This window comes from Streptomyces sp. Isolate_45, from assembly GCF_024721315.2.
Taxonomy (GTDB): Bacteria; Actinomycetota; Actinomycetes; order Streptomycetales; family Streptomycetaceae; genus Streptomyces.
This window is the reverse complement of the sequence record NZ_JANFAK020000036.1, coordinates 24918-45488: the sequence shown is the minus strand read 5'-3', so window position 1 is coordinate 45488 and position 20571 is coordinate 24918. Positions and strand designations below refer to the sequence as shown.

Annotated in this window: 20 protein-coding genes; 15 read left to right on the top strand and 5 right to left on the bottom strand. The window is 71.6% G+C overall.

The window, feature by feature from the left end; genetic code table 11:
• Positions 1 to 57 precede the first annotated feature (57 nt).
• The 7 genes from rsmD to mutM all read left to right on the top strand — a co-directional run bounded on the left by rsmD (position 58) and on the right by mutM (position 5172).
• Positions 58 to 636, top strand: coding sequence for a 16S rRNA (guanine(966)-N(2))-methyltransferase RsmD (rsmD, locus tag NOD94_RS14625; protein WP_281206335.1), 579 nt, complete (start codon positions 58 to 60; stop codon positions 634 to 636).
• A 29-nt stretch (positions 637 to 665) separates the two neighbouring features.
• On the top strand, positions 666 to 1145 hold the full coding sequence (gene coaD, locus NOD94_RS14620; protein WP_281206353.1) for a pantetheine-phosphate adenylyltransferase: 480 nt from the start codon (positions 666 to 668) through the stop codon (positions 1143 to 1145).
• Positions 1146 to 1269: 124 nt separating this feature from the next.
• On the top strand, positions 1270 to 2307 hold the full coding sequence (locus NOD94_RS14615; RefSeq protein WP_281206334.1) for a cell division initiation protein: 1038 nt from the start codon (positions 1270 to 1272) through the stop codon (positions 2305 to 2307).
• Between the two features lie 154 nt (positions 2308 to 2461).
• The gene (locus NOD94_RS14610; protein WP_281206352.1) at positions 2462 to 3112 is read left to right on the top strand and encodes a DUF177 domain-containing protein; all 651 of its coding nucleotides are present in this window, start codon (positions 2462 to 2464) and stop codon (positions 3110 to 3112) included.
• Positions 3113 to 3114: 2 nt separating this feature from the next.
• Positions 3115 to 3288, top strand: a complete 174-nt coding sequence (gene rpmF / locus NOD94_RS14605; protein WP_003965982.1) for a 50S ribosomal protein L32 — start codon at positions 3115 to 3117, stop codon at positions 3286 to 3288.
• Positions 3289 to 3307: 19 nt separating this feature from the next.
• Complete coding sequence (gene rnc / locus NOD94_RS14600) at positions 3308 to 4141, top strand: ribonuclease III (RefSeq protein WP_281206333.1); 834 nt, start codon at positions 3308 to 3310, stop codon at positions 4139 to 4141.
• Positions 4142 to 4302: 161 nt separating this feature from the next.
• Positions 4303 to 5172, top strand: coding sequence for a bifunctional DNA-formamidopyrimidine glycosylase/DNA-(apurinic or apyrimidinic site) lyase (gene mutM, locus NOD94_RS14595; protein WP_281206332.1), 870 nt, complete (start codon positions 4303 to 4305; stop codon positions 5170 to 5172).
• Here mutM and NOD94_RS14590 read toward each other — a convergent pair.
• Positions 5145 to 5549 carry a helix-turn-helix domain-containing protein gene (locus NOD94_RS14590; protein WP_281206331.1) on the bottom strand — a complete coding sequence of 135 codons (405 nt, stop codon included), beginning with the start codon at positions 5547 to 5549 and terminating at the stop codon, positions 5145 to 5147. The two genes, mutM and NOD94_RS14590, sit on opposite strands and share 28 nt — an antisense overlap.
• Positions 5550 to 5668: 119 nt before the next feature.
• On the opposite strand from NOD94_RS14590, the gene NOD94_RS14585 reads away from it, so the two are divergent.
• Positions 5669 to 6283 (top strand): flavodoxin family protein, encoded by a 615-nt coding sequence (locus tag NOD94_RS14585; protein ID WP_281206330.1) that lies wholly within the window; start codon positions 5669 to 5671, stop codon positions 6281 to 6283.
• A 26-nt stretch (positions 6284 to 6309) separates the two neighbouring features.
• Here NOD94_RS14585 and NOD94_RS14580 read toward each other — a convergent pair whose 3' ends face one another.
• Entirely contained in the window at positions 6310 to 6654 is a 345-nt protein-coding gene (locus NOD94_RS14580; RefSeq protein WP_281206329.1) for a CAP domain-containing protein, read from the bottom strand.
• Positions 6655 to 6658: 4 nt separating this feature from the next.
• Between NOD94_RS14580 and NOD94_RS14575 the strand changes: the two genes are divergently transcribed.
• The 5 genes from NOD94_RS14575 (at position 6659) to NOD94_RS14555 (ending at position 13958) form a co-directional block, all read left to right on the top strand.
• Positions 6659 to 7213: a hypothetical protein gene (locus NOD94_RS14575; protein ID WP_281206328.1), complete on the top strand. Its 555-nt coding sequence runs from the start codon at positions 6659 to 6661 to the stop codon at positions 7211 to 7213.
• 283 nt (positions 7214 to 7496) lie between these two features.
• On the top strand, positions 7497 to 7778 hold the full coding sequence (locus NOD94_RS14570) for an acylphosphatase (protein WP_281206327.1): 282 nt from the start codon (positions 7497 to 7499) through the stop codon (positions 7776 to 7778).
• A 349-nt stretch (positions 7779 to 8127) separates the two neighbouring features.
• Positions 8128 to 8343: a hypothetical protein gene (locus tag NOD94_RS14565; protein ID WP_214947849.1), complete on the top strand. Its 216-nt coding sequence runs from the start codon at positions 8128 to 8130 to the stop codon at positions 8341 to 8343.
• Between the two features lie 236 nt (positions 8344 to 8579).
• Positions 8580 to 12332 carry an AAA family ATPase gene (locus NOD94_RS14560; protein WP_281206326.1) on the top strand — a complete coding sequence of 1251 codons (3753 nt, stop codon included), beginning with the start codon at positions 8580 to 8582 and terminating at the stop codon, positions 12330 to 12332.
• 195 nt (positions 12333 to 12527) lie between these two features.
• Positions 12528 to 13958, top strand: a complete 1431-nt coding sequence (locus NOD94_RS14555) for a sugar porter family MFS transporter (protein ID WP_281206325.1) — start codon at positions 12528 to 12530, stop codon at positions 13956 to 13958.
• 45 nt (positions 13959 to 14003) lie between these two features.
• Here NOD94_RS14555 and NOD94_RS14550 read toward each other — a convergent pair whose 3' ends face one another.
• Positions 14004 to 14990 carry an LLM class flavin-dependent oxidoreductase gene (locus NOD94_RS14550; protein WP_281206324.1) on the bottom strand — a complete coding sequence of 329 codons (987 nt, stop codon included), beginning with the start codon at positions 14988 to 14990 and terminating at the stop codon, positions 14004 to 14006.
• A gap of 59 nt (positions 14991 to 15049) precedes the next feature.
• Positions 15050 to 16522 carry a cytosine permease gene (locus tag NOD94_RS14545; protein ID WP_281206323.1) on the bottom strand — a complete coding sequence of 491 codons (1473 nt, stop codon included), beginning with the start codon at positions 16520 to 16522 and terminating at the stop codon, positions 15050 to 15052.
• 157 nt (positions 16523 to 16679) lie between these two features.
• Here NOD94_RS14545 and ftsY point away from each other — a divergent pair, with 157 nt between their 5' ends.
• Entirely contained in the window at positions 16680 to 17903 is a 1224-nt protein-coding gene (gene ftsY / locus NOD94_RS14540; RefSeq protein WP_281206322.1) for a signal recognition particle-docking protein FtsY, read from the top strand.
• Positions 17904 to 17993: 90 nt separating this feature from the next.
• On the opposite strand, the gene NOD94_RS14535 is transcribed toward ftsY, so the two are convergent.
• Complete coding sequence (locus tag NOD94_RS14535; RefSeq protein ID WP_281206321.1) at positions 17994 to 18662, bottom strand: bifunctional DNA primase/polymerase; 669 nt, start codon at positions 18660 to 18662, stop codon at positions 17994 to 17996.
• 406 nt (positions 18663 to 19068) lie between these two features.
• Here NOD94_RS14535 and NOD94_RS14530 point away from each other — a divergent pair, with 406 nt between their 5' ends.
• Positions 19069 to 20550, top strand: a complete 1482-nt coding sequence (locus tag NOD94_RS14530) for a hypothetical protein (protein WP_281206320.1) — start codon at positions 19069 to 19071, stop codon at positions 20548 to 20550.
• The last annotated feature ends 21 nt before the right edge of the window (positions 20551 to 20571 follow it).

The window sequence follows — 20571 nt, the reverse complement described above, 5'->3', positions numbered from 1 at the left end:
CGTGGGGTTCGAGACCGAAACCGCCCGTACCCGCCCACCCCAGCGAAGGAACCCCAGATGACCCGCGTGATCGCCGGCACCGCCGGCGGGCGGCGGCTGACCGTGCCGCCCGGCACCGGCACCCGCCCCACCTCCGACCGGATGCGCGAGGGGCTCTTCTCCACCTGGGAGTCGCTGCACGGCCTGGAGGGCGCCCGGGTGCTCGACCTCTACGGCGGCTCCGGCGCCGTGGGCCTGGAGGCCCTGTCGCGGGGCGCGGCCCACGCCCTGCTGGTGGAAACCGACGCCAAGGCCTCCCAGGCCATCCGGCAGAACATCACGACCCTGGGGCTGCCCGGCGCCGAGTTCCGGCCGGGCAAGGCGGAGCAGATCGTCGCCGCCACCGCGCAGGGCGACCCGTACGACATCGTCTTCCTGGACCCCCCGTACGCCGTCGAGCACGGCGATCTTGGCGAGATCCTCCTCACACTCCGGTCCAATGACTGGCTCACGGACGATGCGCTCGTCACCGTGGAGCGCAGCACGAGGAGCGGTGCGTTCCCGTGGCCCGAGGGGTTCGAGGCGCTGCGCTCGCGCAAGTACGGCGAGGGCACGCTTTGGTACGGTCGCGCCGCCTTCACCAGCGAAGATTCATGATGCCCGCACGGGAGAGCGAGGGACTTCAGTTGCGCCGCGCCGTCTGTCCGGGGTCGTTCGACCCCATCACCAACGGACACCTCGACATCATCGGCCGGGCCTCCAGGCTCTACGACGTGGTCCACGTCGCCGTGATGATCAACCAGTCCAAGCAGGGCCTCTTCACCGTCGAGGAACGGATCGAGCTGATCCGTGAGGCGACCGCCGACTACGGGAACATCGAGGTCGAGTCCTTCCACGGCCTGCTCGTCGACTTCTGCAAGCAGCGGGACATCCCGGCCATCGTCAAGGGCCTGCGCGCCGTCAGCGACTTCGACTACGAGCTCCAGATGGCCCAGATGAACATGGGCCTCTCGGGAGTCGAAACGCTGTTCGTGCCGACCAACCCGACCTACAGCTTCCTGTCGTCCTCCCTGGTCAAGGAGGTCGCGGCCTGGGGCGGCGACGTCGCCCACCTGCTTCCCGCGCACGTGCACGCGGCGCTGATCGAGCGGCTCGGCTCGAAGTGACCCGGCGGCGGCCGGACCGAGGTTTCCCGGTCCGCGCCGCACGCCGGTCCGGTGGCTCTACAGTCGTCTCCTCAGCCGTCCCGTCCGTCCCGGCACCGGCCCGGGGCAGAGAGTGCGAGCCCCCATGGACGTACAGAAGAAGCTGGACGAGATCGTCGCGGCCGTCGGCGCCGCCCGGTCCATGCCCATGTCGGCCTCCTGCGTGCTCAACCGCGCGGAGCTCCTCGGCCGGCTCGACGAGGTACGCCAGGCCCTGCCCGGCTCGCTCGCGCAGGCGCGCGAACTCCTCGGGGGCCGGGAGCAGATGGTCGAGGAGGCCCGCCGGGAAGCGGAGCGGATCATCGGGTCCGCGCACGCCCAGCGGGGCGCGCTGATCGCCGACACCGAGGTGGCCCGCAACTCACAGGCCGAGGCCGACCGGATCCTGGCGGACGCCCGCCGGGAGGCCGAGGAGATCCGGGCCGAGGCGGACGACTACGTCGACAGCAAGCTGGCCAACTTCGAGGTCGTCCTCGGCAAGACCATCGGCGCGGTGGACCGTGGCCGCGAGAAGCTCCTGGGCCGAGGCCCGGCCGGGCAGGGCCACGACCACCCCGACGACGAGGACGCCCCCGAGCGCGGCAACGACCCGCAGAGCCGGCGCGAGCAGGCCGACGCGTACGTCGACATGAAGCTGGCGACCTTCGAGGCGGTGCTCGCCAAGACCCTGGAGGCCGTCGGCCGGGGTCGCCAGAAGCTCCTGGGCCGGGCGCAGACGGACGACCTCGGCGCCCACATGGCCGCCCAGGACGCGGCGGCGGACCGGGCGGGACGGCCGTCGAGCGACGCGGACTTCCTGGCGGGCCTGGCCGAACCCGCTCCGACGCCCGCCCCGATCCCCGCGCAGGCGCAGCCGCAGCCCGCGTACGAGGCCTACTACCCGCAGCCGGTGGCCGCGCAGCAGGACGCCTACGGCTACCAGGACCCCTGGGCCGGGCAGGCGTACGGGACGCAGCAGCAGGCCGCGTACGCCGATCCGTACGGCGGCGGGCAGCAGCCCGACCCCTACGCGGCCTACCAGCAGCAGCCGCAGCAGTACCAGCCGGCCCTCGACGAGACCAGCTTCTTCGACACGAGCATGATCAACCTGGACCAGCTGCGCCAGTACGAACAGGGGCGCTAGTCCGTCCCCGGCCCGGATTGGGCGCAGGGCGTGTCGCCGGGTATCCTGGCACTTCGGTCGCGCGTATGCACCGCGATCCATGCTGCCCGTAAGCGGTTCTTCGCTTGTGCGGCAGGTCTTTGATCTTCAACGATCCGTGAAAGCAGGAACGGCCCTGAATACCCGCCTTGACCACCGCGACCCCCTCGTGTTCGACACGCACGAACTGGGTCGGCGTCCGGGTGCCATGCAGCGGCTGTCCCGTGAGATCGCGACCCCGGCGGACTTCGGTCTCGCCGGCGTCATCGGAGTGCCGGAAGGCACCCCGTTGAAGCTCAAGCTCCGCTTGGAGTCGGTCATGGAAGGGGTGCTTGTCACAGGCACCGCCCGTGCATCGGCCGTGGGGGAGTGCGTAAGGTGTCTGGAGACCGTCGAGCGTGAGCTCAAGGCGGACTTCCAGGAGATGTTCTCGTACCCTGACGCCGACGACCGGACCCGCTCCAAGGCGGAGCCGGCCGACGACGCCGAGGACGACGAGGACACGCTCTTCCTCGAGGACGGCTTGTTCGACCTCGAACCCGTGCTGCGCGATGTGGTGGTGCTCGCACTGCCCATGCAGCCGGTGTGCCGGGAGGACTGTCTCGGACTGTGCCCCGACTGCGGGCTCAGCCTGAACGACGACCCGGAACACCACCATGACGCCGTCGACATCCGTTGGGCGGCATTGCAGGGACTCGTCGTGACCGATCAGGACGACGAGAAGGACAACATGAGCGGCACTGCCTCTGACGGAGTTCAGGGCGCCGCCGAGAAGCAGGAGAAGTAGCCGTGGCTGTTCCGAAGCGGAAGATGTCGCGCAGCAACACGCGCCACCGCCGGTCGCAGTGGAAGGCTGCGGTCCCCACCCTGGTTTCGTGTGAGCGTTGCCAGGAGCCGAAGCTCCAGCACATTGCGTGCCCGAGCTGCGGCACCTACAACAAGCGCCAGGTCCTCGAGGTCTGAGCGGCTGGTGAGAGGCGCAATGTCTGAGCTGTCCAACGCTGAGAAGCAGGCAGACAGTAACAACGCGGCCTCGTCCCACACGCTTCTGGAAGGGCGGCTCGGGTACCAACTCGAGTCCGCCCTTCTGGTGCGTGCGCTGACCCACCGTTCGTACGCGTACGAGAACGGCGGTCTGCCCACCAACGAACGCCTGGAGTTCCTCGGGGACTCCGTGCTGGGCCTGGTGGTCACGGACACGCTGTACACCACCCACCCCGACCTGCCTGAAGGCCAGCTGGCCAAACTGCGGGCCGCGGTGGTCAACTCGCGTGCGCTGGCGGAGGTGGGGCGCGGCCTCGAACTCGGCTCCTTCATCCGGCTCGGCCGGGGCGAAGAGGGCACGGGTGGCCGGGACAAGGCCTCCATCCTCGCCGACACCCTTGAAGCGGTGATCGGCGCGGTCTACCTCGATCAGGGCCTCGACGCGGCCTCGGAGCTGGTTCACCGGCTCTTCGACCCGCTCATCGAGAAGTCCTCCAACCTCGGGGCCGGCCTGGACTGGAAGACCAGTCTCCAGGAGCTCACGGCGGCTGAAGGCCTCGGCGTACCGGAATATCTGGTGACCGAGACCGGACCGGACCACGAAAAGACCTTTACCGCTGCCGCCCGCGTCGGTGGTGTCTCGTACGGCACCGGCACCGGCCGCAGCAAGAAGGAAGCGGAACAGCAGGCAGCGGAATCCGCCTGGCGCGGGATCCGTGCCGCGGCGGACGAGCGGATCGCGGCTGCCGCCGCGGTCGCGGCGGCTCCGCCCGTCGTTCCGGCCGAGGACGACGGGGCGCCGACGCCCGCCGAACCGACGCCGGGCGCCTGATCGACCACCGCCCCTTCGGGTGTTCCCCGCCCGCCCCCTGCCCCGGCAGGAGGCGGGCGGACCCGTTTCCGGGACTGTTTCCCGATCCCTTTCCGGGCGGCGGCGGGCGGCCGGTAGGCTCGCCGGAGCCCCCCGTCCGTGGATCTCCGGAGGAGAACGCCGTGCCCGAGCTGCCCGAAGTCGAAGTGGTGCGGCGCGGGCTGGAGCGATGGGTGGCGGGGCGGACCGTCGCCTCCGTGGAGGTGCTCCATCCCCGCGCGGTACGCCGACACCCGGCCGGCGGGGCCGATTTCGCTGCGCGCCTGGCCGGCCGGACCATCGGGGTGCCGCGGCGGCGCGGCAAGTACCTGTGGCTGCCGCTGGAGGGCGGGGACCTCTCCGTACTCGGCCACCTCGGGATGAGCGGCCAGCTGCTGGTGCAGCCGGCCGGGGCTCCCGACGAGAAGCACCTGCGCATTCGGGTCCGCTTCGCCGACGACACCGGAACCGAGCTGCGCTTCGTCGACCAGCGCACCTTCGGCGGACTGTCCCTGCACGAGATCGTCGGCGACAGCGCCGAGGGGTTGCCCGACGTCATCGCGCACATCGCGCGCGACCCGCTGGACCCGCTCTTCGAGGAGGGGGCCTACCACCTCGCGCTGCGCGCCAAGCGCACCACCGTGAAGCGGGCCCTGTTGGACCAGTCGCTGATCAGCGGGGTCGGCAACATCTACGCGGACGAGGCACTGTGGCGCGCGAAGCTGCACTACGAGCGCCCCACCGGCACCCTGACGCGCCCCCGGAGCACGGAACTCCTGACTCACGTGCGGGACGTCATGAACGCCGCGCTCGCCGTCGGCGGGACCAGCTTCGACAGCCTGTACGTCAACGTGAACGGGGAATCGGGCTACTTCGACCGCTCGCTCGACGCGTACGGCCGGGAGGGTGAGCCCTGCCGCCGCTGCGGCACGCCGATGCGGCGCCGCGCCTGGATGAACCGGTCCAGCTACTTCTGTCCGCGCTGTCAGCGGCCGCCGCGCTCCGCGTCGTAGGCACCCCGGGAGGCCATGACCTGGTCCATGTTGCCTTCGAGGAAGTGGATGAGCGCGAGCAGTCGGTCCGCGACCTCGCGGCCGAGCGTCGTCAGCTCGTAGTCGACGCGGGGCGGGTTGGTCGGCTGTGCCTCGCGGTGGACGATGCCGTCGCGCTCCAGCGCGTGCAGGGTCTGCGAGAGCATCTTCTCGCTCACGCCGTCGACCCGGCGGCGCAGCTCGTTGAAGCGGCAGGGGCCTTCGCGCAGGGCGCCGACCGTCAGGCTGCCCCAGCGGCCGGTGACGTGCTCAAGGGTTTCCCGGGAGGGACAGGCGCGCGCGAAGACGTCGAACGGCAGGTCCGCGCCGGCGGCTTCGGTACAGACAGGTGACTCCATGCGTACAAGCGTACCCCCGGGCAGCGCTAACTGTCTGCTTGCGCTTTCGAAAAGTTAGTGATTCTCTTTCTCTCGTCGCACCGCAGTACCCACCGCACCGCTCTTGAGGAGAACAGCCCATGTCCGCAGTCACCCCCGCGCCCGTCGTATCGATCGCCTACCACTCCGGGTACGGGCACACCGCGGTCGTCGCCGAGGCCGTACGGGCGGGAGCCGCCGCGGCCGGCGCGACCGTCCACCTGATCAAGGTCGACGAGATCGGCGAGGCCGAATGGGAGCTGCTCGACGGCTCCGACGCCATCGTCTTCGGCTCCCCGACCTACATGGGCACCGCCTCGGGCGCCTTCCACGTCTTCGCCGAGGCCACCTCGAAGCGCTGGTTCGGCGACGTCTGGCAGGACAAGGTCGCGGCCGGCTTCACCAACTCCGGTTCCAAGAGCGGCGACAAGCTGCACACCCTGCAGTTCTTCCAGACGCTGGCCGCGCAGCACGGCATGAGCTGGGTCAACCTGGGCCTGAAGCCCGGCTGGAACTCCACCACGGGATCCGAGTTCGACCTGAACCGCCTCGGCTTCTTCTCAGGCGCCGCGGCCCAGACCAACTCCGACGAGGGCCCGGAGGGCGTGCACAAGGCCGACCTCGCGACCGCCGAGCACCTCGGCCGCCGGGTGGCCGACCACACCCGCGTGGTCGTGGCGGGTCGGGCGGCACTGTCGGCGCCCGCCGCCGTCTGATCGGGCAAGAAGGGGCCCGGGGGCTTCTAGAAGCCGAAGTCCTGGGTCCACCAGGGGCCGCCGGACGCGACGTACACGCCGACGCCCAGGGTGCGGAATTCGCAGTTGAGTATGTTCGCCTTGTGGCCCGGGCTGTCCATCCAGGCCTTCATCACGGCGTCGGCGTCACCCTGGCCGCGCGCGATGTTCTCGCCGCCCATACCCGAGACGCCGGCCTTGTCGGCCCGCATCCAGGGGGTGTTCCCGTCCGGGTCGGTGTGGTCGAAGAAGCCGCGGACCGCCATGTCCTTGCTGAAGGCCCCGGCAAGTGAGGCGAGGGGCGGGTTCGCCCGGACCGGACCGCAACCCGCCATCGCGCGTTCCTGGTTCACCAGGGTGAGGACGGCCGCCTCCTCGGCGTTGTGGCCGTCGTCGGGCTTCGGGGCGGTGGGCTTGGGCGCCGGCGGCTCGGGCTCGGGCTCCGCGGGCTTGGGGGTCGGCGGCTCGGGAGCCGGCGGGGCGACCGTCCGCTCCGGCTCCTTGGAGGAAGGGGACGGGGGAGGGGTCGTCGAGGGGGAGGCCGAGGGCGTCGGCGATGACGAGGTCGACGGGGACGGCGAGGTCGACGGGGACGGCGAGGTCGACGGGGACGGCGAGGTCGACGGGGACGGCGAGGTCGACGGGGACGGCGAGGTCGACGGGGACGGCGAGGTCGACGGGGACGGCGAGGTCGACGGGGACGGCGAGGTCGACGGGGACGCCGAGGTCGACGGGGACGCCGAGCCCGAAGCGTCGGCGGAGGCCGACGGGCTGGTCACGCCCTTGCCGGCGGGGGCCGACGAGGCGCGGCCCGACAGGCCGGCGAGGCCGCCCTGCGGCTCCGGCGTCCGTTCCGCGCGCGCGGCGGGCTCGGCCTTCGCCTCGGTCCGGTCGGCGCCGGGGCCCACGTAGGGGAACGAACCGCCGACCGGTACGAAGCCGGTCGTGACGGCCGCCGTACCGAGGGCCACGGCCACCGAGACGCCGAGCAGGCCGGTTCGCACGGCGGTGCGGCGCGTGACGCCGCGGCGGGGCGGCGCGGCGTGGAGTCGGTGGCGTCCCATCGGCGGCTCGCCCTTCCTTGCAAGATCAACCTTTACTCACCCGAACGGGTGAGGCATTGGTGGGGGACTGTAGTCCATGAGGCCAAGGGGGCGATGTGACCCGAAAGTGTTTGCCCCGTTAGCGTTCACGCATGAATGAAGATGTCCGGCTGACCGCCTGGGTGCGTGGCCGTGTACAGGGAGTGGGCTTCCGTTGGTTCACCAGGGCGAATGCCCTGGAGATCGGTGGCATGGTCGGATTCGCCCTCAATCTGGACGACGGTCGGGTCCAGGTGGTGGCCGAAGGTCAACGTGAGAATTGCCACCGGCTGCTGGAATGGCTCCACTCCGCCGACACGCCCGGGAGGGTGGACGGCGTGACGGAGATCTGGGGCACACCGCGCGGCGGTTACGACGGCTTCGGGATGCGGTGATCTTTCGACCGATCATGAACTGATCGGACTCGCGGCTCGCGCGCACATGGTCGGATCTGCGCATTCATCGCCGACGCGTTGCCGTGGGCGCCGATCCGTGGAAGGCTCGGAGACGAGGATGATCTCCGCGACCCTTGCGCGGACCGGGCCGTCCGCCGATACGGGGCGTGATCGTGTTGACCGTCAAACTTTTTGGTGAGACGCTGGAAGCCCCGCGCACCTGAGCTGTTTGGCAGTGTTGGCAGTAGTAAGCGCAGTGACTGTCAGTCGCTGCCGGACATCCGCGGGTGCGATTCCCTCACGACCCACACCGCTTCGGTCGGTCACTCAGTGTGGAGGACCATCCATCATGGCAAAGGCGCTTCTCGGTTACGTCGGCGGTTCCGACCCGCGACTCCTCGCCGAGATGCGACGGCTTCAGCAGCGCGTCCAGGACCTCGAGTCCGAACTCGGACGGATCCAGTCCGAGAACGACGCACTGAATGCGGCCGCCGCTCAGCACGGAGACTCGCTGCTCGACGGCATCGACCTCGACGTACCCCAGGCGGAGCCTGCGCTCACCTGATCCGCGCTCACCCGTCGCAACCCCAGCCCCGCATGATCTGCAAGGGACGCTCCGGCGTCCCTTCTTTCTTTCACCGCGCGCTTTCCCCTCGGCCGTCCGCCCCGCCCGCTCCCCCCGGCGTTTCGACTTCGTCGCCGGATTCGCGTTGGGCCGGGCGGGGGGCTGAATCCTTTGGCGTCTGATCTGCCCTGCACCTTCATGGGTGAAACCGGACGCGAAAGGTAGAGTCCGGCGGCGTGCACCTCAAGTCCCTGACCCTCCGCGGTTTCAAATCCTTTGCCTCCGCGACCACCCTGCGTTTCGAACCGGGGATCACCTGCGTCGTCGGCCCGAACGGTTCCGGCAAGTCCAACGTGGTGGACGCGCTGTCGTGGGTCATGGGGGAGCAGGGGGCCAAATCCCTGCGCGGCGGCAAGATGGAGGACGTCATCTTCGCCGGGACCACCGGCCGCCCGCCGCTCGGCCGCGCCGAGGTGTCCCTGACCATCGACAACTCCGACGGCGCCCTGCCGATCGAGTACGCCGAGGTCACCATCACGCGGATCATGTTCCGCGGCGGCAGCAGCGAGTACCAGATCAACGGGGACACCTGCCGGCTCCTCGACATCCAGGAACTCCTCTCCGACTCCGGCATCGGCCGCGAGATGCACGTCATCGTCGGACAGGGACAGCTCGACTCCGTCCTCCACGCCGACCCCATGGGCCGCCGAGCCTTCATCGAGGAGGCGGCGGGCGTCCTGAAGCACCGCAAGCGCAAGGAGAAGGCGCTGCGCAAGCTCGACGCGATGCAGGCCAACCTCGCGCGGGTGCAGGACCTCACCGACGAACTGCGGCGCCGGCTCAAGCCGCTCGGACGCCAGGCCGCCGTGGCCCGGCAGGCCGCGGTGATCCAGGCGGACCTGCGCGACGCGCGGCTGCGGCTGCTCGCCGACGACCTGGTGGCGCTGCGGGGAGCGCTCGACGCGGAGATCGCGGACGAGGCGGCGCTCAAGGAGCGCAAGGAATCGGCGGAACGGGACCTCGCGGGCGCCCTGCGTCGGGAGGCGGAACTGGAACAGGCCGTTCGGGAGCTCTCGCCCCGCCTTCAGCGCGCTCAGCAGGCCTGGCACGAGCTGGCGCAGCTCGCCGAACGGGTGCGGGGCACCGCCTCGCTGGCCGACGCCCGGGTCAGGAGCGCGACGGCCCCGGTGGAGGAGGAGCGGCGCGGGCGTGACCCGCAGGACATGGAGAGGGAGGCCGAGCGGATCCGCGAGCAGGAGGCGGAGCTGACGGCCGCGCTGGAAGCCGCCGAACGGGCGCTGGAGGACACGACCTCGCACCGGGCCGAGCTGGAACGGGCGCTCGCCGCGGAGGAACGCCGGTTGCGGGACGCGGCGCGGGCCATCGCCGACCGACGCGAGGAGCTGGCCCGGCTGACCGGGCGCCTCGGCGCGGCCCGCTCCCGGGCGGGCGCCGCCGAGGCGGAGATCGACCGGCTGGTGGCGGCCCGGGACGGGGCGCAGGCCCGGGCCGTGGCGGCCCGGGAGGAGTACGAGGCCCTGGCCGAGGAGGTCGGAGGGCTGGAGGACCCCGATGCCGAGGGGGAGTACGAGGCCGCCCGCGCCGAGCTGGTCGCCGCGGAGGCGGCTCTCGGCTTCGCCCGGGAGGCGCTGACCGCGGCGGAACGCTCCCGCGCGGCGGTCTCGGCCCGCCGGGACGCCCTCGCCCTTGGGCTGCGGCGCAAGGACGGAACGGGGGCGCTGCTCGTGGCGCGCGAGAAGCTGGCCGGACTGCTCGGACCGGCGGCGGAGCGCCTGACGGTGACCCCGGGGTACGAGGTCGCGGTGGCCGCGGCGCTCGGGGCCGCCGCCGACGCGGTGGCGGTGGACTCCCCGGGGGCGGCGGCGCGGGCCATCCGCCACCTCCGCGACACGGACGCGGGGCGGGCCGCCTTCCTGATCACCCCGGCGTCGGGCGGGCCCGGAGCCGAAGCGGACGGTAGCGGCGCCGAACCGGGTGGACCCGGCTCGGAGGAGGGCCCGAACGGCTCCGGGACGGTCGGCCCCCGTTCCGCTGCCGGTGGGGTTCCGCACCCGTCGGTGGGCCGGGACCGGAGCGCCGCCGGGCGGGCGGGGGGCGCGGAGGGCGGGTCCGGCGTCCGGACGGCCGTAGGTGTGCTGGCGCCCGCGTGGCGGGAGGCCGCGACCCTGGTCGGCGGGGACGCCGAGGTGCGGCGGGCCGTGGCCTGGGTGCTGCGGGACCACGTCGTGGTCGCCGACCTGGAGCAGGCCGAGGCGGTCGTGGCGGAGCACCCGCACCTGGTGGCGGTGACCGCGGAGGGCGACGTACTCGGGGCCCACGCCGCGCACGGCGGCTCGGCGGGGGCGCCGAGCCTGATCGAGGTGCAGGCCGCCGTCGACGAGGCGGCGGCGGAGCTGGACCGGCTGGACGAGCAGTGCCATGAGCTGGCCGCGACGCAGGACTGCGCCCGGGAGCGGCGCACCGGGGCCGCGGCCCGGGTGGACGAGTTGGCCGAGCTGCGCCGGGCCGGGGAACAGGCCCGGGCCGGGGTCGCGCAGCAGCTCGGGCGGCTCGCCGGGCAGGCGAAGGGTGCCCTGGGCGAGGCCGAGCGCAGCGCCCTGGCGGCGTCGACGGCACAGGAGTCGCTGGAACGGGCGCGTCTTGACGTCGAGGAGTGCGCGGAGCGGCTCGCGGTGGCACAGGAGATGCCCGCCGAGGAGGAGCCCGACGCCTCGGCGCGGGACCGGCTCGCGGCCGACGGGGCGAACGCCCGGCAGACCGAGATGGAGGCCCGGCTCCAACTGCGGACCCATGAGGAGCGGGTCAAGGGGCTGGCCGGGCGGGCGGAGGCCCTCGACCGGGGGGCCAGGGCGGAACGCGAGGCCAGGGCGCGTGCGGAGCGGCGCCGCGCGCGGCTGCGCCACGAGGCCGAGGTGGCCCGGGCGGTGGCCGACGGGGCGCGGCAGTTGCTGGCGCACCTGGAGGTGTCGGTCGGCCGGGCGGAACTGGAGCGGGCGGCCGCGGAACGGGCCAAGGGGCTGCGCGAGAGCGAGCTGGGGGAGGCCCGCGGCCGGGGCCGTGACCTGAAGGGCGAACTGGACAAGCTGACCGACTCCGTCCACCGGGGAGAGGTGCTCGGGGCGGAGAAGCGGCTGCGGATCGAGCAGTTGGAGGCGCGGGCCCTGGAGGAGCTGGGCGTGGACCCGGTCGCCCTGGTGGCGGAGTACGGTCCCGACCAGCCCGTCCCGCCTTCCCCGCCCGCCGGGGGCGAGGGGGCCCCGGGTGGCCCCCTCGGGCAGGACGGGGATCCGCAGGACCCGCGCCACCGGCCCGGGCCCTTCGTACGGGCCGAACAGGAGAAGCGGCTCCGCGCGGCGGAACGGGCGTACCAGCAGCTCGGCAAGGTCAACCCGCTGGCGCTGGAGGAGTTCGCGGCGCTGGAGGAGCGGCACCGGTTCCTCAGCGAGCAGCTGGAGGACCTGCGCAAGACCCGGACCGACCTCCTTCAAGTCGTGAAGGAGGTCGACCAGCGGGTCGAGCAGGTCTTCACGGAGGCCTACCACGACACCGCCCGGGAGTTCGAAGGAGTGTTCTCCCGGTTGTTCCCCGGCGGCGAGGGCCGGCTGATCCTCACCGACCCGAACAACATGCTCGCCACCGGAGTGGACGTGGAGGCCCGGCCGCCGGGCAAGAAGGTCAAGCGGCTGTCGCTGCTGTCCGGCGGCGAGCGGTCGCTGACGGCCGTGGCGTTGCTGGTCTCCATCTTCAAGGCGCGCCCCAGCCCGTTCTACGTGATGGACGAGGTCGAGGCGGCCCTGGACGACACCAACCTCCAACGGCTGATCCGCATCATGGTGGAGCTCCAGGAGAGCTCCCAGCTGATCGTCATCACGCACCAGAAGCGGACGATGGAGGTCGCGGACGCGCTCTACGGGGTGTCGATGCAGGGAGACGGGGTATCCAAGGTGATCAGCCAGCGGTTGCGCTGAGACCGGTCACGACCCTTGAGTCTTCAAGAAGTTAACTCAAGTGTTGATCACTTCAGTTAACGAGACCTTCACATCACCTCTTGACTTCAGGAAATGAACACATAGGCTCGCTCCGCTGTCTCCCGCCTTCGGGTGGTGCCCGATCTTGACCTGTGCGCCACTAGGAGAACGGACAAAACCCCCACGGAGCGCACCTTGACCAGCAGCACAGCGAAGGCACCCGCGCCGGGCGGCGGCTCGCCGCAGCCCGAACACCTCGGGCACGTCATCTTCATCACCGCGGCCGCGGCCATGGGCGGATTCCTCTTCGGCTACGACAGTTCCGTCATCAACGGCGCCGTCGAAGCCATCCGTGACCGCTTCGACGTCGGTTCCGCCGCCCTCGCCCAGGTGATCGCGGCCGCACTCATCGGCTGCGCCTTCGGCGCGGCCACGGCCGGCCGCATCGCCGACCGGATCGGCCGAATCCGCTGCATGCAGATCGCGGCCGTCCTCTTCAGCGCGAGCGCCATCGGCTCCGCCCTGCCGTTCGCCCTCTGGGACCTCGCCATGTGGCGCATCGTCGGCGGCTTCGGCATCGGCATGGCCTCGGTGATCGGTCCCGCCTACATCGCCGAGGTGTCCCCGGCCGCCTACCGCGGCCGGCTCGCCTCCTTCCAGCAGGCCGCCATCGTCATCGGCATCGCCGTCTCGCAGCTGGTCAACTGGGGCATCCTCAACCTCGCCGACGGCGACCAGCGCGGCGAGATCGGCGGCCTGGAAGCCTGGCAGTGGATGCTGGGCGTCATGGTCGTCCCGGCCGTGCTCTACGGCCTGCTGTCCTTCGTCATCCCCGAGTCCCCGCGCTTCCTCGTCTCCGTCGGCCGGATGGAGAAGGCCAAGACGGTCCTGCGCGAGGTCGAGGGCGAGGGCATCGACGCCGACGCCCGGGTCCGCGAGATCGACAACGCCATCCATTCGGAGCACAGGTCCACGTTCAAGGACCTGCTCGGCGGTCGCTTCGGCTTCCTGCCGATCGTCTGGGTCGGCATCGGCCTCTCCCTCTTCCAGCAGCTCGTCGGCATCAACGTGATCTTCTACTACAGCTCCTCGCTGTGGCAGTCGGTCGGCGTCGACCCGAGCTCCTCGTTCCTGTACTCCTTCGAGACCTCCGTCGTGAACATCGTCGGTACGGTCATCGCGATGGTGTTCGTCGACCGGATCGGCCGCAAGCCGCTGGCCCTCATCGGCTCCACCGGCATGGCGATCTCCCTCGGACTCGCCGCCTGGGCCTTCTCCTACAAGGACACCACCGGCGGCGACATCGCCCTGCCGCACGCCCAGGGGCTCGTCGCCCTCATCGCCGCCAACTGCTTCGTCCTCTTCTTCGCCCTGTCCTGGGGCGTCGTGGTCTGGGTGCTGCTCGGCGAGATGTTCCCGGGCCGGATCCGCGCCGCCGCCCTCGGCGTGGCGGCCGCCGCCCAGTGGATCGCCAACTGGGTCATCACGGTGTCGTTCCCGTCCCTGTCGGACTGGAACCTGTCCGGCGCCTACGTCATCTACGCGGTCTTCGCCGTGCTCTCGATCCCGTTCGTCCTCAAGTGGGTGCCGGAGACCAAGGGCAAGGCGTTGGAGGAGATGGGGTAATCATCCCCGCCACCACCCCTTCTCCTCCCTGGGCGCTGCCCCGGCTCAGTCCTTGAGCCGGGGCAGCACCTGTTCGCACAGCAACTGGAGGCTGCGCCGGCCCTCGTCCAGCGGCATCCCCCCGCACAACGGGTGCAGCACCAGGTTCCCCGCCTCGCCCGCACCGCGGGCGTACTCCACCGCCTGCTCCGGGGTCAGGATCCGGTACACCCCCTCCGCGCGGAGCTCCTCGACCGTGCGCGCGCCCGAGCGCACCGCGCTGCGGATGTCCTTGGACTGCCAGGAGGCGTACGTCGAGGCCTCGTGCAGGAAGTGCGCGCCGTACTCGGCCCACGCCCGGTCCGGGTCCTCCGCGATGTGCAGCAGCGGCGTCACGGCCGCGGGCATCATGCAGAACCCGTCCGTGCCGTACTCCGCGAGCCTCGCCCGGTAGTACGCCTCCAGCTCCGGCAGGTGCGCGCTGGGGAAGAAGGGCAACCCCAGCCGGGCCGCGCGGCGGGCCGCCGCCTCCGAGCTGCCGCCGACCAGGAGCAGCGGGTGCGGCCGGGTGAGTGGGCGCGGGGTGACCCGTACGGTCCTGCCGCGGAAGGTGAACGGCTCGCCGGTCCACGCCTTCAGCAGGGTCTCCAGCAGCTCGTCCTGGAGCTTGCCGCGCCGGCCCCACTCCACGCCGTGCTGCTCGTACTCCTCGGGCCGGTAGCCGATCCCCGCGACGGTGACGAGGCGTCCCCCGCTCAGCAGGTCCAGCACCGCGATGTCCTCGGCCACCTTCAGGGGGTCGTGCAGCGGGCCGATGATCGCCGAGACGGTGACCGTGAGCCGGCTGGTCGCGCCGAGGACCGCGCCCGCGAACGTGAAGGGCGAGGGCATCCAGTTGTTCGCGGTGCCGTGGTGCTCCTCGGTCTGGAGGGTGTCGATGCCGCGTTCGTCCGCGTAGGCGGCCATCTCCAGAGCCGCCCGGTAGCGGGCGGAGAGGGTCTCGGGGGTGCCGTTCGGGTCGACGAGATTGAACCGGGCCACGGTGATGGGCATGGAGGAGTCCCCCTTCGCCTGAGGTGGGTGGGCGAAGGGGGACGTTAGCTGACGCAGCGTCAGTTGGACAGGGTCCCCGCCGGCGCGCGGTCCTCCGGGGAGGCGGCCGCGGACTCCACCGGCGCCGAACGCGGCAGGACGGCGTACAGCACGCCGGAGGTGACGATGCCGGCCACCCAGCCGAGGCCGTTGCGCCCGATCCAGGTGGAGGAGAGCGGCCCGCCGAACCAGTCCACCTCGGTGAAGAGCAGGCCGGCCACCAGGGCGAGGGCCCAGGCCGTCATGGCCTGCCAGGCGAAACCGCCGCGGTACCAGTAGGCGCTGGTCCGGGTGGTGTCCAGCAGCGCGGCGCCGTCGTACGTCCGCCGGCGGAGCATGTCCACGCCGAACACGCCGATCCAGGCGGAGAAGGCAACGGCCAGCAGCGTCAGGAACGAGATGAACGAGCCGAAGAAGCTCGTGGCCACGACCATCAGCAGGAACCCGAAGACCAGGCTGATGACGGCGTTGACGCTGACGGCCCAGGCGCGCGGGACCTTGATGCCGAGCGTCTGCGCGGTGAAACCGGCCGAGTACATGGACATCGAGTTGATCAGCAGCATGCCGATCAGCGCGATGAGCAGGTACGGGACCGCGAGCCAGATCGGCAGCAGCTCGCCGATGAAGGAGACCGGGTCCTGGGCGGTGGCCAGGTCCGGCGTGCCGACGGCCATCACGGCGCCCATCAGGACCATCGGCAGCACCACGACGCCCGCGCCGCCGATCGTCGCGCCGACCATGCCCCGCGAGGAAGCGGTGCGGGGCAGGTACCGGGTGAAGTCCGGGCCGGAGGGCACCCAGCTGATGCCGCCCGCCGCGATGGTGCCGATGCCCGCGATCATCATCGCCGTGGAGCCGGCCGGCTTGCCGAAGACGGCCGACCAGTCGGTGTTGAACAACAGGTAGCCGAGCACGAGCACGCTGAAGCCGCCGAACAGGTACGTCGACCAGGTGGAGCAGACGCGCAGCGCGTTGATGCCGAGCCCCGAGACCACGAAGGTGCAGCCGACGAAGAAGAGCAGGGTGACGACGATGAGCGGGGTGTTGCTCCGGATCCCGAAGAGCAGGTCCAGGACGGTCAGGACGGCGTAGGCCCCGCTGACCGCGTTGATCGTCTCCCAACCCCATCGGGCCACCCAGATCAGCGCGCCCGGGAACAGGTTGCCGCGCTGCCCGAAGACGGCCCGGGAGAGGGCCATGCCGGGCGCCCCGCCGCGCTTGCCCGCGATGGAGATCACGCCGACGATCCCGTACGAGATCACGGGCGCGGCGACGGCCACGACGAGCACCTGCCAGATGTTCAGCCCGTTCAGGATGACCAGGCCCGCCCCCATGGTGAGCAGCAGCACGCTGATGTTCGCGGCGACCCAGGTGGGGAAGAGCTCGCGGACCCGGCCGGTGCGCTCGCCGTCGGGTACGGGCTCCAGGCCGCGGGTCTCGACGGCGGTCTCGGCCGGGGCGGCCATCGCGCCGTCGGCGGTCTCGGCAGGCATGCGTTACTCCGTGGGGCAGGTAGGGGGGAGTCGACCATCATCATGGATTCCTCGCGAAAAGCCCAAATGGAGTCTTAGTGCTCCCGGGGAACGGCCGAAAACGCCCGGGCGGGACCGACGGACCGCCGCGGACGTGGTCGCGCATACTGGCTCTGTTATGGAAATCCTGATCCTTGCTGTAGTCATCGCCCTGGTCGCGGTCGGCGCGATCAGCGGGCTCGTGGTCAGCAGCCGCAAGAAGAAGCAGCTGCCCCCCACGGCGCCGCCGAGCACGCCGACCATCACTGCCCCGCCCGCCGAACCGCAGGTGGGGGAGGACGCCGCACCGACGGCGGAAGAGCCGCGCCGCACGATCGAGGAGGTCACCCTCCCCGACGCCGAGGACGCCCTCGCCTCCCCGGTCGCGGTCGAGGATCCGGTCGTCGAGGCCCCCGCCGCGCCCGAGATCGAGGTGCCCGAGCCCACCGCCGGCCGCCTGGTCCGGCTGCGGGCGCGGCTCGCCCGTTCGCAGAACTCCCTCGGCAAGGGGCTGCTCACGCTGCTCTCGCGCGAGCACCTCGACGAGGACACCTGGGAGGAGATCGAGGAGACGCTCCTCATCGCCGACGTCGGCGTCGCGCCGACCCAGGAGCTGGTCGACCGGCTCCGCGAGCGGGTCAAGGTGCTCGGCACCCGCACCCCCGTCGAGCTGCGCGCCCTGCTCAAGGAAGAGCTGGTGGCCCTGGTCGGTACCGACTTCGACCGCGCCGTGAAGACCGAGAGCGGCGTCGACACCCCGGCCGTCGTGATGGTCGTCGGCGTCAACGGCACCGGCAAGACCACCACCACCGGCAAGCTCGCCCGCGTCCTCGTCGCCGACGGCCGCAGCGTGGTCCTCGGCGCCGCCGACACCTTCCGCGCGGCCGCCGCCGACCAGCTCCAGACCTGGGGCGAGCGGGTCGGGGCGCGCACCGTGCGCGGTCCCGAGGGCGGCGACCCGGCGTCGATCGCCTACGACGCGGTCAAGGAGGGCATCGCCGAGGGCGCCGACGTGGTGCTCATCGACACCGCCGGCCGGCTCCACACCAAGACCGGCCTCATGGACGAGCTCGGCAAGGTCAAGCGCGTCGTGGAGAAGCACGGCCCGCTGGACGAGGTCCTGCTCGTCCTCGACGCCACCACCGGCCAGAACGGCCTGACGCAGGCACGCGTCTTCGCCGAGGTCGTGGACATCACCGGCATCGTCCTCACCAAGCTCGACGGCACCGCCAAGGGCGGCATCGTCGTCGCCGTCCAGCGCGCGCTCGGCGTCCCGGTCAAGCTCATCGGCCTCGGTGAGGGCCCGGACGACCTGGCCCCCTTCGAGCCGGAGGCGTTCGTCGACGCCCTGATCGGCGACTGAGACCGCTCGGGAGCGCCCGAGGGCGCGGCAGAGCACCGCGGTGCCCCCCGGTCCGATCGGACCGGGGGGCACCGTCGCGTGCGGGGGACATCAGCGCCGGAAGCGGTGGCAGATGTAGGCGAGGGTGCCCAGCAGCAGTCGGGCCTGCGGGGGGCCGCCCGCACAGTCCAACGCGGGCCTGCGCAGCCAGTCGGCCGGGCCGAGGCCCGCGTGGTCGGAGGGCGGGGCGGTGAGGAAGGCGCCGGGGCCCAGGGCGCGCAGGTCCAGATCCGCGTCGTCCCAACCCATCCGGTACAGCAGCCGCGGCAGCTCGGCGGCGGCGCCGGGGGCCACGAAGAACTGCGCGCGGCCGTCCGGGGTCACCGTCACCGGCCCCAGCGGCAGGCCCATCCGCTCCAGTCGGACCAGGGCCCGGCGGCCCGCTTCCGCGGAGACCTCGATGACGTCGAAGGCGCGGCCGACCGGGAGCATGATCGCCGCGCCCGGGTACTCGCCCCAGACCTCGGTGACCTCGTCGAGGGTGGCGCCCGCGGGGACGGTGGGAGCGAAGTCCAGCGGATGCGCCCCCGGCGCACCGCAGTTCGTATGACCGCAGGAGCAATCGCGGGTGGGGCCGGCGGCCCTGGCTCCGGGCCGCACGTCCCAGCCCCACAGTCCCGTGTACTCCGCCACCGTCGTGCACTCCGAGGTCCGGCCGCGGCGCCGGGCGCCGGTACGGAACTCCTTGGTGCCGCGGCTGCCGCCGATCGTGAAGCCCATGCCCATGCCCCCTCCAACGGGTCGGACGCGCCGGTGGTTACGACGTCGGCGGGACCTGTCGGCAGTCGGGTGCGTCGCGTCCTCCGATCGGACCCGCCCGGCGCACTCCTCGCCGCGCGCGCCCCGAGCGCACTCCCGACCAACCGTTCCGTTCCGCCTTCGTGTCAAGTGAATCGCGCCTGGCCGGTGGCGAGTTCATTCGAAGGGGTGGCGAATGGTGGCGTTTCTGGAATCGACCTCGCCGCAGGGGTGATCGTAGGATTACTTTCGGTGCACGAACCTGAAGGCGGACCCGACCATGGGTATGCCGGAGGCAATCTGTGGAGGACCTGTGAAGGTCCCCGGCGGCCCGGGCCGCCACGGCCAAGGTTCGGTGTGGAGAAGCGATGCGGATGGGGGCGTTCCAGTGAGCGGCAACGGCGCGAGCGGAACGGTCGATGAATCCGCCGACCGCAATGTCCAGCTGACCTCGTGGTTCGTCCGAAGCGGCTGGTCCAAGGGCGAACTCGCCCGACAGGTCAACCGCCGGGCCCGTCAGATGGGCGCCCACCACATCAGCACGGACACCTCGCGGGTCCGCCGCTGGCTCGACGGGGAACAACCCCGCGAACCCGTGCCGCGCATCCTCTCCGAGCTGTTCTCCGAACGCTTCGGGTCCGTCGTCGCCATCGAACAGCTCGGCCTGCGCACCGCCCACCAGACCCCGTCGGTCTCCGGCGTCGACCTGCCCTGGGCCGGACCGCAGACCGTGGAACTGCTCAGCGAGTTCTCCCGCAGCGACCTGATGCTGGCCCGCCGCGGCTTCCTCGGCACCTCGCTCGCGCTCTCCGCCGGCCCCGCCCTCATCGAGCCCATGCAGCGCTGGCTCGTCCCCGTCCCCGCCGCCGACCCGGGATCGCGCGACCTCGCCCCGCAGACCGGCCACCGCCCGCCCCGGCTGTCCGAACCGGAACTCGACCTCCTCGAAGCCACCACCGTCATGTTCCGCCAGTGGGACGCCCAGTGCGGCGGCGGACTGCGCCGCAAGGCCGTCGTGGGCCAGCTGCACGAGGTCACCGACCTCCTCCAGGAGAACCACCCCGCCCCCGTCATGAAGCGGCTGTTCAAGGTGGCCGCCGAACTCGCCGAACTCGCCGGCTGGATGAGCTACGACATCGGCCTGCACCCCACCGCCCAGAAGTACTTCGTCCTCGCGCTGCACGCCGCCAAGGAGGGCGGGGACAAGCCGCTCGGCTCGTACATCCTGTCCAGCATGAGCCGCCAGATGATCCACCTCGGCCGCCCCGAGGACGCCCTGGAACTCATCCACCTCGCGCAGTACGGCAGCCGCGACTGCGCCGGCCCCCGCACCCAGGCCATGCTGTATGCGATGGAGGCCCGCGCCTACGCCAACATGGGCCAGCCCAGCCGCTGCAAGCGCGCCGTACGGATGGCCGAGGACACCTTCAGCGACGCCGGCCTCGGCGGGGAGCCCGAACCCGACTGGATCCGCTTCTTCTCCGAGGCCGAACTCAACGGGGAGAACTCCCACTCGTACCGCGACCTGGCCTACGTCGCCGGCCGAAGCCCCACCTACGCCTCCCTCGCCGAACCGGTCATGGAACGCGCCGTCGACCTGTTCGCCAAGGACGACGAGCACCAGCGCTCGTACGCCCTGAACCTCATCGGCATGGCCACCGTCCACCTGCTCCAGCGCGAGCCCGAGCAGGCCGCCGTCCTCGTCGACCAAGCGCTCGACGTGGCGCGAAAGGTGCGCTCCGAACGGGTGAACACCCGGCTGCGCAAGACCGTGGACACCGCCGCCCGTGAGTACGGAGACGTCGCCGAGGTGGTCCGCCTGACCGACCTCCTCGCCTCCCGCCTCCCCGAAGCGGCCGAGGCCGTCTGACGGCCCTCCCGGCCGCCCCCC